General features: G+C 64.4%; 13 protein-coding genes. 7 read left to right on the top strand and 6 right to left on the bottom strand.

Going from position 1 to position 14599, the window contains the following annotated elements; translation table 11 throughout:
- The first annotated feature begins 208 nt into the window (after positions 1-208).
- The 5 genes from AACQ95_RS09640 to AACQ95_RS09620 all read left to right on the top strand — a co-directional run bounded on the left by AACQ95_RS09640 (position 209) and on the right by AACQ95_RS09620 (position 4765).
- On the top strand, positions 209-409 hold the full coding sequence (locus AACQ95_RS09640; protein WP_043136007.1) for a YbfA family protein: 201 nt from the start codon (positions 209-211) through the stop codon (positions 407-409).
- A 314-nt stretch (positions 410-723) separates the two neighbouring features.
- Positions 724-1230: a GNAT family N-acetyltransferase gene (locus tag AACQ95_RS09635; protein ID WP_241278453.1), complete on the top strand. Its 507-nt coding sequence runs from the start codon at positions 724-726 to the stop codon at positions 1228-1230.
- Positions 1231-1278: 48 nt separating this feature from the next.
- The gene (locus tag AACQ95_RS09630; RefSeq protein WP_274453696.1) at positions 1279-2580 is read left to right on the top strand and encodes a methyl-accepting chemotaxis protein; all 1302 of its coding nucleotides are present in this window, start codon (positions 1279-1281) and stop codon (positions 2578-2580) included.
- Positions 2581-2747: 167 nt separating this feature from the next.
- Positions 2748-3305 (top strand): DUF3332 domain-containing protein, encoded by a 558-nt coding sequence (locus AACQ95_RS09625; protein WP_241278452.1) that lies wholly within the window; start codon positions 2748-2750, stop codon positions 3303-3305.
- Between the two features lie 86 nt (positions 3306-3391).
- Positions 3392-4765: an HD-GYP domain-containing protein gene (locus AACQ95_RS09620; protein ID WP_241278451.1), complete on the top strand. Its 1374-nt coding sequence runs from the start codon at positions 3392-3394 to the stop codon at positions 4763-4765.
- Positions 4766-4835: 70 nt separating this feature from the next.
- On the opposite strand, the gene AACQ95_RS09615 is transcribed toward AACQ95_RS09620, so the two are convergent.
- From AACQ95_RS09615 to AACQ95_RS09590, 6 genes are all read right to left on the bottom strand, one after another.
- Positions 4836-5894 (bottom strand): FUSC family protein, encoded by a 1059-nt coding sequence (locus tag AACQ95_RS09615; protein ID WP_241278450.1) that lies wholly within the window; start codon positions 5892-5894, stop codon positions 4836-4838.
- Between the two features lie 63 nt (positions 5895-5957).
- Entirely contained in the window at positions 5958-7703 is a 1746-nt protein-coding gene (locus tag AACQ95_RS09610; protein ID WP_241278449.1) for a bifunctional molybdopterin-guanine dinucleotide biosynthesis adaptor protein MobB/molybdopterin molybdotransferase MoeA, read from the bottom strand.
- Positions 7700-8344 carry a molybdenum cofactor guanylyltransferase MobA gene (gene mobA, locus AACQ95_RS09605; protein WP_241278448.1) on the bottom strand — a complete coding sequence of 215 codons (645 nt, stop codon included), beginning with the start codon at positions 8342-8344 and terminating at the stop codon, positions 7700-7702. The genes AACQ95_RS09610 and mobA overlap by 4 nt, the downstream gene beginning before the upstream one ends.
- Positions 8316-9011, bottom strand: coding sequence for an energy-coupling factor ABC transporter ATP-binding protein (locus AACQ95_RS09600; RefSeq protein WP_241278447.1), 696 nt, complete (start codon positions 9009-9011; stop codon positions 8316-8318). The genes mobA and AACQ95_RS09600 overlap by 29 nt, the downstream gene beginning before the upstream one ends.
- 34 nt (positions 9012-9045) lie before the next feature.
- Positions 9046-9747 carry an ABC transporter permease gene (locus AACQ95_RS09595; protein WP_043137869.1) on the bottom strand — a complete coding sequence of 234 codons (702 nt, stop codon included), beginning with the start codon at positions 9745-9747 and terminating at the stop codon, positions 9046-9048.
- Positions 9748-9938: 191 nt separating this feature from the next.
- Complete coding sequence (locus AACQ95_RS09590) at positions 9939-10784, bottom strand: substrate-binding domain-containing protein (protein WP_241278446.1); 846 nt, start codon at positions 10782-10784, stop codon at positions 9939-9941.
- Positions 10785-11034: 250 nt separating this feature from the next.
- On the opposite strand from AACQ95_RS09590, the gene AACQ95_RS09585 reads away from it, so the two are divergent.
- Both AACQ95_RS09585 and AACQ95_RS09580 read left to right on the top strand, forming a co-directional pair.
- Complete coding sequence (locus AACQ95_RS09585; RefSeq protein WP_241278445.1) at positions 11035-12390, top strand: sigma-54-dependent transcriptional regulator; 1356 nt, start codon at positions 11035-11037, stop codon at positions 12388-12390.
- A gap of 25 nt (positions 12391-12415) precedes the next feature.
- A complete protein-coding gene (locus AACQ95_RS09580; protein WP_241278444.1) occupies positions 12416-14536 on the top strand; it encodes a sensor histidine kinase in 2121 nt (706 codons plus the stop codon).
- Positions 14537-14599: the final 63 nt, after the last annotated feature.

The raw sequence follows: 14599 nt of genomic DNA, 5'->3' as shown, positions 1-14599 counted from the left end.
GACTCCATGTTGACTGCCAACTCATTAAATCTGGTCAAACGGCGCCGCTTTGCCAGATTTTGTTGCTTGTAAGTTAATGGATGTAACCTAATTTCATTTTGTGGCTTTTGACGAACTTTTTTGCGAAAAAACGAGGTTGTTGGTGTAGTAATCCTACAAATTGTGGAGTAATCTTTGCTCGGTGGTCTTACCAGTAAGGAGTGCTATCATGTTTCATCCCTATTCCCTGACTCAGATAATTCTTCGTCGCATCTATGTGCTGCTGGTGGGTATTCTGGCCTTCCCCGTGATGCTGTTTCGCAGTGATCGCGCCCGTTTCTACAGCTATCTGCACCGCATCTGGAGCAAGACCAGCACCAAGCCGGTGTGGCTCAAGATGAGCGAACGTGGTGAGCGGATCTTCTACTAAGCTCGGCTTCAGACAAAAAAGACAGCTTCGGCTGTCTTTTTTATTGTTATCAAGAGATTGCAGCAACCGGCCTGGTGGGTGACCAGGTCATGTCTCGCCCGGTTTGCCCTGGCTGTCAGGCTGCTTGGCCCCGTCCTCTGGCGGGGCTTTTTTGATCGCCCGCCGCGGGCTGGATGTGGCTGGCACGTGGGAGTCGGCATCCCCGGGTACGGGAGTCCGGTCGCCTTGCCAAGGGGGACATATCTGCACACACTGCTCCCTCCACAAGGCGCGCCTTGTCATGTTTGGAGCCGTGATGACACCAGGAGGTGCAGATGATCATTCGTCAGGCAACGCAGGCTGATATTCCCGCATTGGTGAGTCTGCGCATGGGGCTGTTTTGCGAGGTGGGCGAGCTGAGCGATCCGCTGGCCGATCTGGATCTCTGGCAGGCGACTCGCACCTATTTCAGCACGGCGCAGGCCGATGGCAGCGCGGGCTCCTGGGTGGCCGAGGTCGGGGGTGAGGTGGTGGCGAGCGGCACGCTGGCCCTGTTTGTGCGGCCGCCCTATCCCGGCAACCTGTCGGGACGGGAGGCCTATCTGCTCAACATGTATACACTGCCGGCCTACCGCAAGCAGGGCATGGCCAGCGCCCTGCTCGATGCCATGGTGGCCCATGCCAGCGCCGAACGACTGGGCAAGGTGTGGCTGCATGCCAGCGATGAGGGGCGCCCTCTGTATGAACGAGTCGGTTTTGTGGCCAACCCGGCCTATTTGGAGTGGCCGGCCACCCCTTCCCCGTTGCTATCTGAGCGCCGAGAAGCTAGAAACCTTGACTAAGATCAATTCAGGCGGGGGAGCTTTCCCTGATGACGAGGTATAGACAAGATGTTCAATCTTAAACTCAAAGCCGAACTGCTGGCTTGTCAGGAGCAATTGACGCAGGCACAGACCTTTATCGATGCGGTCAAGGGCGGGGTGGCGGTGATCACCTTCAGCCCAGAGGGGCTGATCCTGGATGCCAATCCGCTGTTTCTGGGCGTGGTGGGTTACAGCGAGCAGGAGGTCGTGGGCCAGCCGCACCGGATATTTTGTGACGGCCTGTATGCCCAGTCGAGCGCTTACCAGCAGTTCTGGGAGCAGTTGCGTCAGGGGCGCAGCCACAGTGGCGTGTTCCGGCGGCTGAACAAGCAGGGCCACACCCTGTGGCTGGATGCCACCTACTTCCCGGTCAAGCAGGGGGGGCGTGTGGTGCGGGTGATCAAGATTGCCTCCGACATCACACACAGCCATGAGCAGCTGCTGAGCCAGGAGGCCACCTCGACCGCCCTCGATCGCTCCCAGGCCATCATAGAGTTCACCCCCAAGGGGGAGATTGTCAGCGCCAACCAGAACTTTCTCTCCTGCATGGGTTACTCCTTGTCGCAGCTCAAGGGCCAGCATCACAGGATCTTCTGCGATGAGAGCTTCTATCGGGAGCAGCCGCACTTCTGGGAGGATCTGGCCAAGGGACAGGTCAAGTCCGGGTTGTTCCTGCGTCGCACCAGCCATGGCAACGAGATCTGGCTGGAGGCGAGCTACAACCCCATCAAGAACGAGGCCGGCAAGGTGATCAAGGTGATCAAGTTTGCCAGCGATGTGACCGAGCGGATCCAGCGTGCGCAGGCGGTGAGCGAGGCGGCCCGCATTGCCCACAGCATATCGCAGGAGACGACCAGGGCGGCGGCAACCGGGGCGACCCTGCTCAACTCCTCGGTCAGCATCTCCACGGCCATCTCGGAGCAGGTAGGCAGGATGTCCGATCTGATCGGGCTGCTCAACGAGCAATCCAAGAGTATCGAGGCCATCGTCTCCACCATCAGCAGCATCGCCGAGCAGACCAACCTGCTGGCGCTCAATGCGGCCATAGAGGCGGCGCGGGCCGGGGATCAGGGCCGTGGCTTTGCCGTGGTGGCGGATGAGGTGCGGCAACTGGCCGCCCGAACCTCCCTCTCTACCAGCGAGATTGACAGCGTGGTACAGAAAAACCGTGAACTGACGGCGCAGATCACCAACAACATCAACGAAGTCGCCGTGAGTGCCCTGCGTGGCAAGGAGCAGATCGTCGAGGTGAGCAGCGTGATGGTACAGATAGAGCAGGGGGCGACCAACGTGACCCAGACTGTTTCGGGTCTGGCCATCGGCGCCTGAGTCATTTTTCCTCCCCGAGCACGGCTGCCATCCTGGCGGCTGTGCACAATCCGAGCGGTCAGCTCACCAATCTGAACCCCTGCTGTATCACCCCCTGCTTGTCAATTGCCCGCCGGGGGCGGCCTGTTTAGGCTTGCCGCCTCACGATTCTGGAGCAAGAAAACGTAATGGCAACAAGAGCAAAAAGCAGGGCCTTGGCCCTGTTGGCGGGCATGCTTGCGAGCATGGGGTTGAGCGGTTGCATGGGGCAGATGGGGCTCTCCTCCATGGTGACCAAGGGCAATCTCAGCGTGGTGGACAACCGTTACGGTCGGGCCGGGGTCTTCCTGCTGCTCTCCCCCGTCTATGGTCTGGCGGCGACGGCGGACTTGTTCGTGTTCAATACCATCGAATTCTGGTCGGGCAAGAACCCCATCACCGGCAAGTCACCTGCGCTGGTGGATCAGAAGCTCGATGCCCTGATCAAGGTCAACCAGCATCTGGACCCGGCTCTCAACAAGGTGCCTTTGGCCATGTTGCCGCAAGGGGTGCGCGAGGTCGAGATGAGCTATCCGGACGAGCGTACCGCCCAGATGGAGGTGCACTACCTGGATGGTCGCAGCAGCCTGATGCGCGGTGAAAAGCGCGGCGAGCTGCTGGATATCTACTTCGATGGCCGGCTGGTCTCGACCCTGACTCAGGCCCAGCTGGACGATGCTGCGGTCGCTGGCCGTGTGCAGGCCTGATCCCGCAGGTCCGAGATCCGTTCTGGCCTGAATTGGGTATAGTATTCCCTGCATGCAACATTGCCATTGTGGCCAGGGAGTAGCTTATGACCTTCAGCGGTCTGCGATTATCGGAACTGATCGGTTCCCTCAGTCATGCCCTCGACATGACTGAGGGGCAACCCAGGGGGCACTGCATCCGTTGTTGCTGGATTGGTTCCCGGCTGGGGGAGCGGCTTGGCCTGGATGCCGGGCAGCGCCACGACCTCTATTACACCCTGCTGCTCAAGGATCTCGGTTGCAGCAGCAATGCGGCCCGCATCTGCGAGCTCTATCTCACCGACGATCTGCACTTCAAACGCGATTTCAAGCTGGTGGATGGCTCCCTCTCCGAGGTGGTCAATTTCGTGCTGGGCCACACCGGCCTGCAGGCCGATCTGCTGGGGCGCTTTCGCAGCCTGTTTCACATCTTTCGCAACGGCGATCAGATTGCCAACGAGCTGATCCAGACCCGCTGCCATCGCGGCGCCGATATCGCTCGCCAGCTGCGCTTCAGCGATGAGGTCGCCGGCGGCATCCTCTCTCTCGACGAGCACTGGAATGGCAAGGGGCGGCCGTTGCAGCTGGCTGGCGAGGCGATCCCGCTTTTCTCCCGCATCGCCCTGCTCTGTCAGGTGGTGGATGTGTTTCATGCCGCCGTAGGCCCGCAGGCCGTGCTCAAGGAGCTGCGCGGGCGCAGTGGCAGCTGGTTCGACCCCGAGCTGGTCAGGCAGTTCGAAGCCATGGCCGATGAGCATTTCTGGCAAGGGCTGGCGGATCCCCAGCTGGCTGAGTGGGTATTTATCCATCCGGCCGGGCAGGGGGAAGTGGCGCTCGACGAGGACTATCTGGACGAGATTGCCGCCGCCTTCGGTCAGGTGGTGGACTCCAAGAGCCCCTACACCGCCGGTCACAGCGGCCGAGTGGCGCTCTATACCGACATCCTCGCCACCCAGATGGGGATCCCGGAGCCGAGGCGGCGCTGGCTCAAGCGGGGTGCTCTGCTGCACGACGTGGGCAAGCTTGGGGTGAGCAACGCAATCCTCGACAAACCGGACAAGCTGAATGCCGATGAGTGGGCGGCGGTGCAGATGCATGCCGCCTATACAGAGGAGATACTGAGCCGGATCGGTGCCTTCAAGGAGCTGGCCCAGGTGGCGGGGGCCCATCATGAGCGGCTCGACGGCAAAGGCTATCCCAAGGGACTCAAGGCAGAGGCGATTGCCCTTGAGACCCGCATCATCACCACGGCCGACATCTTCGATGCCATCACCGCCAAGCGTCCCTATCGTGGTGCCATTCCCGTGCCCCAGGCGCTGGAGATGATGGCCGAGCAACTGGGATCCGCCATAGACCCCGATTGTTTTGCCGCGCTGGAGGCGGGGATCAAGGATTTCTCCATCTACCTCACGGCCGAGCAGCCGTTGGCGGATGCCAGTTAACGCTGGTTGCGTACATGGCCTGAGTGGCCAGCCCAGGATACAAGAACGCCCCGCATTGCGGGGCGTTTTGCTATGGGTGGCTCTGGCTGCGGGGCGGGTACATCACCAGCCCCAGCAGGCGGCGCAGGTGGGTGAGCTGCTCGGTGAGCTGCAGGCTCAGCCAGAGATAGCCGCTGATGGCGGCCTCGCCCCTGGCATCGAGTCGCACCCGGGTCGCGGCCTCCTGCAACTCGCTGATGGCCTGCTCAGCCCCTTTTAATTCACCGCTCTTGAGCATGAGCGCCAGCTGGATCATCACGGCCTCGGTCGCCTGCTGGCAGGCGCGCAGCTCGGGGGTACTCTGCATCAGAAAGTGGCTTTGGCGATCACTCCAGTAGGTGTTGGCCAGCATCTCCAGGGTGCAGAGGGTGTTGCGCATCGTGGTCTGGATGGCCTCGAACAGGGCGCTGCCAAGGCGGGTTTCCTTGACCGCCGGGGTCAGCAGGGGGCGCAGGCTCACCATCTTGGAGAGCAGGCGAGAGTGGCTCTGGGCCAGCCTGGGTCGTTCCAGAATATTGGGGGAGAGGTGGGTATGGTAGAGCCGGTGCGCCTGCAGCAGGGTGTCGTGCATCTGCAACCGCCAGTGGCTGTAGGCGCGCTGGGGGTAGATGCTGCAAAACAGCAGCGCCAGCAGGGAGCCCAGGATCACGTCGGCACTGCGCCACAGCGCCGTCTCTATGTCCCCCGGCATGGCCCCCATGGTGACGCCCAGGGTGATGCCGATGAGCAGCCCCACGTAGGGGCGCTTGCCGAGCGCCAGATAGCCGCACAGGAACATGATGCAGCCGCACCATACCAGGGTCAGCGGCAGGGAGTAGAGCTCCAGATAGAGTGCCACCACACCGCAACCGGCGCCGAAGATGGTGCCGACCACCCGTTGCAGGGCCCGTGACAGCACATTGCCCCAGAACGAGATGGGGCCCATCACCACCACTAGCGTGATCAGCGGCCAGGTGCTTTCCGGCAGCTTGAGTTCGCGGGTCAGCAGAAAGGTGAGCATGAAGGCGAGCGCGATGCGCAGGCCGTGGACGATGCGATAGCGGCCATATATCAGCAGATCGAGCCGGGAGAGCGGGGTATTCAGGCGCAAGGGACTAGCCTCGGGTCATGGGCGCAAACACCCCGCCACGCCCGGCGGGGTGTTTGCGATGTATCAGGCCACTCGTCCCTGGAGTGGGTGGATCCAGACCCGCTCGCCGACCGCGATGGCCGGCTGGGCGGGGACAATTTCAATCAGGCAGTTGGCCTCGGCCATGGAGCTGAGAATGCCGGAGCCCTGCGGCCCGGTAGTGCGCACCCGCAGCACGCCGCTGGCATCCTGATGGAAGACGCCGCGCAGAAACTCGGTGCGGCCAGGGCGGCTCTGCATTTTCTGCTCGGCCTGCGCCGAGAGGCGCAGCGGCTGCCAGACCCGGCCCTGCAGGCGAGCGATGGCGGGTTCGACAAATTGCAGGAAGCAGACCATGGCCGCCACCGGATTGCCCGGCAGGCCGAAGAAGGGGGTCGTCCCCAGCTTGCCAAACGCCAGCGGGCGGCCCGGCCGCATCTGGATGCGCCAGAAGGCTATCTGGCCCAGCTCCGCCAGCACCTGCTTGATGAAGTCGGCATTGCCCACCGAGACGCCGCCCGAGCTCAGCACCAGATCGGCGTTGGCCGCGGCCTGCTCCAATTGCTGGCGCAGTATGGCGGGATCATCGGGGATGATGCCCAAGTCCATCACCTCGCAACCGGCGGCGGCGATGAGCGCCATCAGGGTGAAGCGGTTGCTGTCGAAGATATGGCCCGGGGCCAGCGTCTCGCCCGGTGCCTGCACCTCATCGCCGGTGCTGAACAGTGCCACCTTGAGCGGGGTGCGTACCGACAGGCTGGCCTGACCCAAGGAGGCCGCCAGTCCCAGCTGGGGGGCGCCGAGGCGAGTACCGGCCGGGATGGCGACCGCGCCCTTGGCGAGATCTTCTCCGGCCAGCCGCACGTTCTGCCCTGCCTTGATGGGGGCACTGAGGGTGACCCAGTCGCCCTCAACTTGGGTCTCTTCGCGCATCACGACAGTATCGACGCCAGGGGGCAGCGGCGCGCCCGTCATGATCTGCACCGCCTCGCCCGCCAGCACCGGCTCGCTGCGCGGCTGGCCCGCCAGCACTTCCCCCACCAGCTGCCAGCGACCGGCGACGAGGTCGTCGCCGCGCAGGCCAATCCCGTCCATCGCCGAGTTGGCGTGGGGGGGCACATTGATGGGGCTTACCAGATCGGCGGCCAGCACGGTGCCGTGGCAGCGGGCGAGCGGTGTGTCCGTGCTGCGGGTGGTGGGTGTGAGGGCGTCCAGAATGGCGCTGCGGGCCCCTTCCACCGACAGGAAACCGGCCCCCGGCGCCTGCTCCTGCTGCCGGCTCTGCGTCAGGTAGGCGCAGACGAAGTCGGCGATGGCGTCCAGATCATTGATATCGAGCCGGGGCAGGGCAGTCTCCTGGGGCTGATCGCTTGCCAGGGCGATTATGTCGCCATCTTCCGGGAACAGTAGCGGCTTGCCGAGCGCCGCGCGGTGCAGCTCTATCTTGGGGAAGTGCTCGTGCTTGAACCCCTCTACCAGCAGCAGGTCGAGGCTGGTTTGATCGAAGCTTGCCAGCAGCTGATGAAAGTCGGCTTCGGCCAGATCGGTCTCCATGATGCGAGCATGGCGGCGGCGGGAGGCGACCATCATCTGGTTGGCACCGGCCTTGCGCAGGCGATGGCTGTCCTTGCCCGGCTGGTCGATGTCAAAGTCGTGGTGGGCGTGTTTGAGCACTCCAAGGCGCAGGCCACGACTCACCAGTATGGGGATGAGCTGCTCCAACAGGGTGGTTTTGCCGGTACCGCTCCAGGCGGCAAAGCCGAGCAGGGGAAGGGTGGGGGCCCGGGTCATGCAGTGGCTCCTTGTTGGGGGTCGGTAGACGAGTTCAGTAGGCGCGCCTCGTAGGCGGCCAGCTCGGCCGGACTGTTGAGATTGATGAAGGCATCCGGCTGGTCGGCAAAGCTCACCACCGCCATCCTGTGGCGGGCAAACCAGATATCGATTTTGCGCTCTCCCTCGGCCAGGGCGGCGGACAGGGAGGGGAGCTGGGATTTGTGCAGCAGGGCCACCACGGGTTGCAGCCAGTCGCCGTCATGGGCCACCACCAGTTCGGTCACCGGGGTGAGGGCGGCGCGAAAGCGCGCCATCAGATCATGGGGCAGGGCGGGGCCATCGCAGGGGACGAACAGCACCCAGTCGTGGCGGGCGGCGGCAAGGCCGGCCTGCATGCCCGCCAGTGGGCCCAGATAGTCCGGGTTGTCGTCGCTGATGACGGTGGCCAGCGCCTGATAGCGGTCCTGACTGCGGTTGGCGTTGATCAGCACCTCATCCACCTGGGGACGCAGCCGGTCAAGCACATGGTCGATGAGCGGGCGGCCCGCAAGCTGGACCCAGCCCTTGTCTTCGCCCCCCATGCGGGTGGCGCGGCCACCGGCCAGGATCACGGCAGAGACGGGGAAGGCATCAGTTCTGGGTTCGCTGTTTGAGGTCATGTCGCTCGATGATTTTCAAAGGGGTGGGTTCGTGCAGCTGGCCACGGGCTAGGGTCCATTGTCGCTCGCACAGATCGGTCAGATCGTTGCTCTGGTGGCTGATGATGACCAGGCCGCTGCCCTGTTCCCGCAGATCTTGCGCCAAGGCGGCCATCAGGGCAACCGAATGTGCATCCAGATTGGCGGTGGGCTCATCCATCAGCAGAAAGGCGGGTTGCAGCGCCCAGGCGCGGGCCATGGCCAGACGCTGGCGCTCGCCGCCAGACAAAATGCTGATGTGCTCCCGCGCCAGCCCCTCCAGCTCGACCCGGCGCAGCGCCTCGAACACCCGCACCTCGTCGGCGGCCTGATGGCCGAGGGCCCAGGCCACGTTGTCGTGCACGCTGCGATCGAACAGATAGGGGGTCTGGTGCAGATAGGTGACCCGGCCCGGGCCGGGATCCCGTTTGATCCACTGCTCGAGTCTGGCGCGCCAGCCCCGGGCGAGATTGGTATGGCCCCGGGTCGGCGTCAGTAGCCCGGCCAGTATCTTGAGCAGGGTCGTCTTGCCCACCCCGTTCGCCCCGCGCAGCCAGATGGCGTCGCCCGCCGCGATAGAGAGCCGCTCTATCTGGAACAGGTTGCGCTCGCCAAAGCGCATCATCAGCTGGTGGGCGGTCAGGGCCATGGGGTACTCCAGTTGATAAAAGGTGGGGGCATGGTCAGTTTTTCAAATAACTGTGACCGCGGCACGCGGTCAGCAGCAGGTTGAGCAGCAGGGCCAGGCTCAGCAGCACTATGCCGAGCGCCACCCCCTGGGCAAAGGCGCCCTTCTGGGTTTCCAGCGCGATGGCGGTGGGGATGTTGCGGGTGAAGTGCAGGATATTGCCCCCCACCATCATGGAGCAGCCCACCTCGGTGACGATGCGGCTGAAGGCGCCGATCACCGCCGCCAAGAGGCCGAAGCGGCACTCGCGCATCAGCCCGAGCAACGCCCTCGGCCAGGAGAGCCCCAGGGTGAGCGCCGTCTCCCAGGCGCGCCTGTCGCTCTGGATAAAGGCGGCGTGGGCCATGGTGGCGATGACGGGGAAGGCGATCAGCATCTGCCCCACCACCATGGCCTGCTGGGTGAACAGCATCTTCCAGTCGCCGAAGGGGCCGGCCCGGGAGAGCAGCATGTAGAGCAGCAGGCCTATCACCACGGTCGGCACCGACTGCAGGGTGTTGATGCAGGAGAGCCAGAGCCAGCGTGCCGGGATCGGCAGATAGGCGAGCGCAAAGCCGAGCAGCAGAGCCGGCACCAGCACCAGCGCCAGTGCCAGGCAGGAGACGGAGAAGGAGACCCCCACCACCTGCCACAGATCTGTGTCGCCCCCGAACAGCAAGGCAAGGGCCGCCAGCGTTGTATCCAGCAGAGTCGGCATCAGACGCTTGCCTCATGGGGCAGGGCGAATGCCGTCAATGCAGTCATATCCAGCAGGGCCGGCATCAGGCGTCTCTCCTCATGGGTAGGGCGAGGGCGGCCAGCGTCGTTTCGACCAGGGTCGGCATCAGTCGCTTCCCCTGTCGTGCGGGGCGAGAGCCATCCATGTGATCGTATGGAACAAGGGCTGCATTATTTCCCGCTGGCATCGGCCACAAACAGCGCCTGGCCTGCCACCTTGAAGTCACCGATAAGCGTCTGGCCATGCTGGGAGACCAGCCAGTTCTTCAGGGTGCGGGCCCCTTCGGTATTGAGATCTGGGTAGCGCTTGGGGTTGACCAGGATCACCTGATAGGGGTTGAACAAGCGCTTGTCGCCTTCCAGCAGCACGGCGAGATCCAGCTTGCTCTGATAGGCGAGCCAGGTGCCGCGGTCGGTCAGGGTATAGGCGCTAAGCTCGGAGGCCATGGTCAGGGTCGGGCCCATGCCCTGGCCGATGGATTTGTAGCCGGCAAACTCGGGTTTGACGTCGGCCGCCTGCCACAGGGTCTTCTCCTTGATGTGGGTGCCGGACTCGTCGCCGCGGGAGATGAAGGTCTGCTTCTTATCCTTGATGGCCTGCAGCCCCTTGGCCGCGTCATGCAGCTTGCCAAGGCCGGCGGGATCTTTCGCCGGGCCGACGATGACGAAGTCGTTGTACATCAGGTGCTCCGGCTCTATGCCAAAGCCCGCGTCAACAAAGGCTTTTTCGGCAGAGGGGGCGTGGGTCATCACCAGATCCGCATCGCCGTTCTCACCCATCTTCAGGCTCTGGCCGGTACCGGCCGCCATCACCTGCACCGGATAACCCGTCTCCTTGGTGAACTGGGGCAGCAGCCAGCCCAGCAGGCCGGACTGCTCCGTGCTGGTGGTGGTGGCGAGGCGAATGGGCGCCTTGGCGCTCTCGGCGTGGCTGGCTGTGCTCAGCAAGGGGAGGCTCAGCAGCAGGGCGGTGGAGAGGGCAAGGGCGAGACGTTGGCGCACGGTTCCTGTGATCATGATGTTCATCGTATCCGGGTGATGGGGAGAGGGCAGGACTAAGCAAGCCGGGTGCCAAGCTGGCCGCATGCTGCCAGCAGCACAGTTTTTAATGCTAAAACAGTCGGTTAAGGGTGTTAATTGCGTGATGGCCCCATCGCTTTTAATAAAGGGGGTTGGCACTGGGGGCCGGTTAGCGACAAAATGTCCCACAGTTTATAAGGTCGGTGGGACAATCCCGGAACCTTGTCGAATCTGAGGTACTTTTTTCATGACTGCACCCGCCAGCCGTTGGTCCGCCCTCTCTCTGCTCATCGTCGATGACGAGCCCGGCATGCGCAGCTTTCTGGCCAAGGCGCTGGCCAGGCGCTTCGCCCAGATAGAGACTGCCGCCAGCGTGGAGGAGGCGGAAGCCCTGCGCTGCCGTCTGCATTTCGATCTCATCATCGCCGACATCCGGCTGCCGGGGCGCTCCGGCATCGAGTGGCACGAGGCCATAGACCCCGCCACCCGGCGCAGTGACATCATCTTCATGACCGGCTTCGGCGACATGGAGACAGCCCTCAAGGCGCTGCGGCTCGGCGCCAGCGACTTCATCCTCAAACCCTTCAACCTGGATCAGATGGTGCAGGCGGTGGACAGGGTGATAGAGCGTCGCCAGATGGAGCGGGAGAACCTGCTGCTGCGCCGGGAGGTGAGCAAGCTGTTCCCGCCCACCCTGATAGGCGACAGCGCCAAGACCCGCGAGCTCAAGACGCTCATCGCCAGAGTGGCCCCCTCCAACGCCGCCGTGCTGGTGGAGGGGGAGTCCGGCACCGGCAAGGAGCTGGTGGCCCGCGCCCTGCACCAGCTTTCCGGCCGCATGGGGGCCTTCGTGCCGCTCAACTGCGCCTCCATCGCCCCCGAGCTGCTCGAAAGCGAGCTGTTCGGCCACGTGCAGGGGGCCTTCACCGGCGCCCGCAAGGGGCGCGACGGCCTGTTCCGGGTCGCCCACCAGGGCACCCTCTTTCTGGACGAAATAGGCGAGATGCCGCTCGCCATGCAATCGTCCTTGCTGCGGGTGCTGGAGCAAAAAGCCATTCGGCCGGTCGGCGCCGAACGTGAATTGTCGGTGGATGTGCGCATCGTCGCCGCCACCAACCGCAACCTCAAAACCGAGGTGGAGGCGGGCCGCTTTCGGGAGGATCTCTTCTACCGCCTCAACGTGGTGGCGCTGCCGGTGGCGCCCCTGCGCGATCGCGTCGACGACATCCCGGCCCTGGTGCACCACTTCACCCGCCAGCTCACCGCCGAGATGGGGATGGGCTCGCTTAGCTGGACCCACGAGGACGTGGTGGCCATGCAGGCCTATCCCTGGCCCGGCAACGTGCGCGAGCTGCGCAACCTGATCGAGCGCTGCCTGCTGCTGGGCAAGCCCCCCGCCGACTACTGGCAGAGCAGCAAGGCGGCAGAACAGGGGGCGAGCGAGGAGGGCTATCCGCTGGCGTGGCCGCTGGCCGAGGTGGAGAAGGCCCATATCCTGCAGGTGGTGGCGAGCCATGATGGCAACAAATCCGCCGCTTCCCGGGTGCTGGGGGTGGCGCGCAAGACCCTGGAGCGCAAGTTCAAGGAGTGGGCCATCGAATGACAACCCGCAACCGGACGGCGCCGCTATGACCCTGCTGCCGCGCTGGCTCAAGACCAAGGTACGCTGGCGCCTGCTGCTGCTCACCTCTGTGCCCATCATGCTGACCCTGGTGGGCATGATAGGGCTGACGCTTTACTGGACCCTCACCTACAGCTGGCAGAACCTGCTCACCAATGTGCGTGGTGACCTGGGGGTGGCCCACCATGCGGTCAATGTGCAGCAGCAGCGTCAGGCCGAACATCTGGAGCACCTGCGCGATGCCTGGGCCTTCCAGCTGCGGCTGCGCCAGACGCCCGAAGCGCTGCCGGCCTGGGTGATGCCGCTGGCGGCCAACTACGATCTCGACTTTCTGCGCCTGCGCAGTGGCGCCGAACTGGATCTGCTGACGGCCAGGGAGCGCACGGCCCTCGCCGCCGGGCGCAGCGTCAGCCACTTCGTGGTCTGGTCGCGGGAGCAGTTGCTGGCCCTCTCGCCCGCCCTTGCCAGCCGCGCCGTGCTGGACAGGGAGCACACGGCCGCTCCGGGCCAGGAGACCCGGGGTCTGGTCAGCCTCTCCCTGACGCCCGTCATGGCCAGAGACGGTTCCCTCTGGGCCGTGCTGGAGGGGGGCGAGCTCATCAACGGCAGCACCCGGCTGGTGGACGAGCTCAAGGGACAGGTGTTTGCCAAGAACACCCTGCCGGATGGGAGCATAGGCACTGTCACCCTGTTTCTCGGCGATCTGAGGGTGAGCACCAACGTGCCCGCCAGCAGCAGTCGCCAGCTGGGGAGGGCGGTGGGGACCCGGGTCTCGGCGCCGGTGCGCGAGCAGGTGCTGGATCGGGGGGAGCTGTGGGTCGACCGCGCCTTCGTACACGACGCCTGGTATGTCTCCGGCTACGAGCCCCTGCTCGGGGCGCACGGCGAGCGCATCGGCATGCTCTACGTCGGCTTTCTGGAGTGGCCCTTCATTCGTACCTACCTCACCAACCTGCTGGAGCTGGGCTCAGGCGTGGTGCTGCTCCTGCTGCTCTCGGGCCTGCTGGTCTATCGCGGCGCCCGGGATCTCTTCACCCCCATAGAGCGGATGCACGGCGTGGTGCGTCAGGTGCAGCATGACCAGTCGGCCAGGGTGGGGGCGCTGCCGCTCGACCCCGATCACGAGCTGGCCCAGCTGGGGCGCCAGTTTGACGCCATGCTGGACCGGCAGGCCGCGCACCAGCAGCAGCTGGCCCGCAGTGCCGACGAGCTGGAGCAGAAGGTGGCCGAGCGCACGGGCAGTCTGGAGCAGAAGACTGCCGAACTGGAGCACCACATCCATATGCTGACCCAGGCGCGCCAGCAACTGCTCATCAGCGAGAAACTGGCGGCCCTCGGCGAGCTGTGCGCCGGGGTGGCCCACGAGATCAACAACCCGCTGGCGGTGATCCTCGGCAATGTGGAGCTGATGAAGCTGGAGTTGGGAGACGCGGCCGCCCCGGTCAGCGAGGAGCTGGCGCTGGTGCTGGCCCAGATAGAGCGCATTCGCGCCATCACCCGCAGCCTGCTCCAATACTCCCGCCCCGGCGACTACGAGACGGCGCCGGTGTGGCAGCACCTCACCCCCATCATCGAAGAGAGCCTGACCCTGGTGCGCTCCGCCCTGCGCCAGCAGCAGGTGAACCTGGTGGCCGACTTGCAGGCCCAGCAACCCATAGAGGCGGATCGCCAGCAACTGTTGCAGGTGCTGATAAACCTGCTGGTCAACGCCAGCCATGCGCTGGGGGAGCGGGGGGAGATCCGGGTCGAGAGTCGCGACTGGTTCGACGCGGCGGGAGGGTTGCAAGGGGCCGAGGTGCGGGTCATCGACAACGGCAGCGGCATAGATGCCGCCATCATGGACAAGATCTTCGACCCCTTTTTCACCACCCGGGCCACAGGCACAGGCCTGGGGCTGGCCTTGAGCCATCGCATCATCAGCCGCTGGGGCGGGGAGCTGGTGGTGGACTCCACTCCCGGGCAGGGGAGCTGCTTTACCATCAGGCTGCGCAGCCATGCCCTACTGCCCAGCGGCGGCGAGCCCGCCCAGCTGGAGGGGTGGCGCATTGCGCTCGGGGCCGAGGGGCGCGGATCTGGCTCGGCGGGGCATGAACCTGACTCGGCAGCGGGTGAGTCAAGGCCAGGGTAAGCGCCTGTCCATTTATCAGAGCGGATGGCAATAAAACAGACGGGCCTGCCAGGGTGGCAGGCC

The organism is Aeromonas sp. MR19 (genome assembly GCF_963899305.1).
In the GTDB taxonomy this organism is placed as follows: Bacteria; Pseudomonadota; Gammaproteobacteria; order Enterobacterales; family Aeromonadaceae; genus Aeromonas; species Aeromonas bestiarum.
The sequence above is the reverse complement of the archived record's forward strand: the minus strand, read 5'-3'. Positions and strand labels throughout refer to the sequence as shown.

What these genes read in the sequence shown, in the direction of transcription:
- AACQ95_RS09640 (WP_043136007.1), top strand. Translation starts at nt 209, where the DNA reads ATGTTTCATCCCTATTCCCTGACTCAGATAATTCTTCGTCGCATCTAT.
- AACQ95_RS09635 (WP_241278453.1), top strand. Translation starts at nt 724, where the DNA reads ATGATCATTCGTCAGGCAACGCAGGCTGATATTCCCGCATTGGTGAGT.
- AACQ95_RS09630 (WP_274453696.1), top strand. Translation starts at nt 1,279, where the DNA reads ATGTTCAATCTTAAACTCAAAGCCGAACTGCTGGCTTGTCAGGAGCAA.
- AACQ95_RS09625 (WP_241278452.1), top strand. Translation starts at nt 2,748, where the DNA reads ATGGCAACAAGAGCAAAAAGCAGGGCCTTGGCCCTGTTGGCGGGCATG.
- AACQ95_RS09620 (WP_241278451.1), top strand. Translation starts at nt 3,392, where the DNA reads ATGACCTTCAGCGGTCTGCGATTATCGGAACTGATCGGTTCCCTCAGT.
- AACQ95_RS09610 (WP_241278449.1), bottom strand. Translation starts at nt 7,703, where the DNA reads ATGACCCGGGCCCCCACCCTTCCCCTGCTCGGCTTTGCCGCCTGGAGC.
- mobA (WP_241278448.1), bottom strand. Translation starts at nt 8,344, where the DNA reads ATGACCTCAAACAGCGAACCCAGAACTGATGCCTTCCCCGTCTCTGCC.
- AACQ95_RS09600 (WP_241278447.1), bottom strand. Translation starts at nt 9,011, where the DNA reads ATGGCCCTGACCGCCCACCAGCTGATGATGCGCTTTGGCGAGCGCAAC.
- AACQ95_RS09595 (WP_043137869.1), bottom strand. Translation starts at nt 9,747, where the DNA reads ATGCCGACTCTGCTGGATACAACGCTGGCGGCCCTTGCCTTGCTGTTC.
- AACQ95_RS09590 (WP_241278446.1), bottom strand. Translation starts at nt 10,784, where the DNA reads ATGATCACAGGAACCGTGCGCCAACGTCTCGCCCTTGCCCTCTCCACC.
- AACQ95_RS09585 (WP_241278445.1), top strand. Translation starts at nt 11,035, where the DNA reads ATGACTGCACCCGCCAGCCGTTGGTCCGCCCTCTCTCTGCTCATCGTC.
- AACQ95_RS09580 (WP_241278444.1), top strand. Translation starts at nt 12,416, where the DNA reads ATGACCCTGCTGCCGCGCTGGCTCAAGACCAAGGTACGCTGGCGCCTG.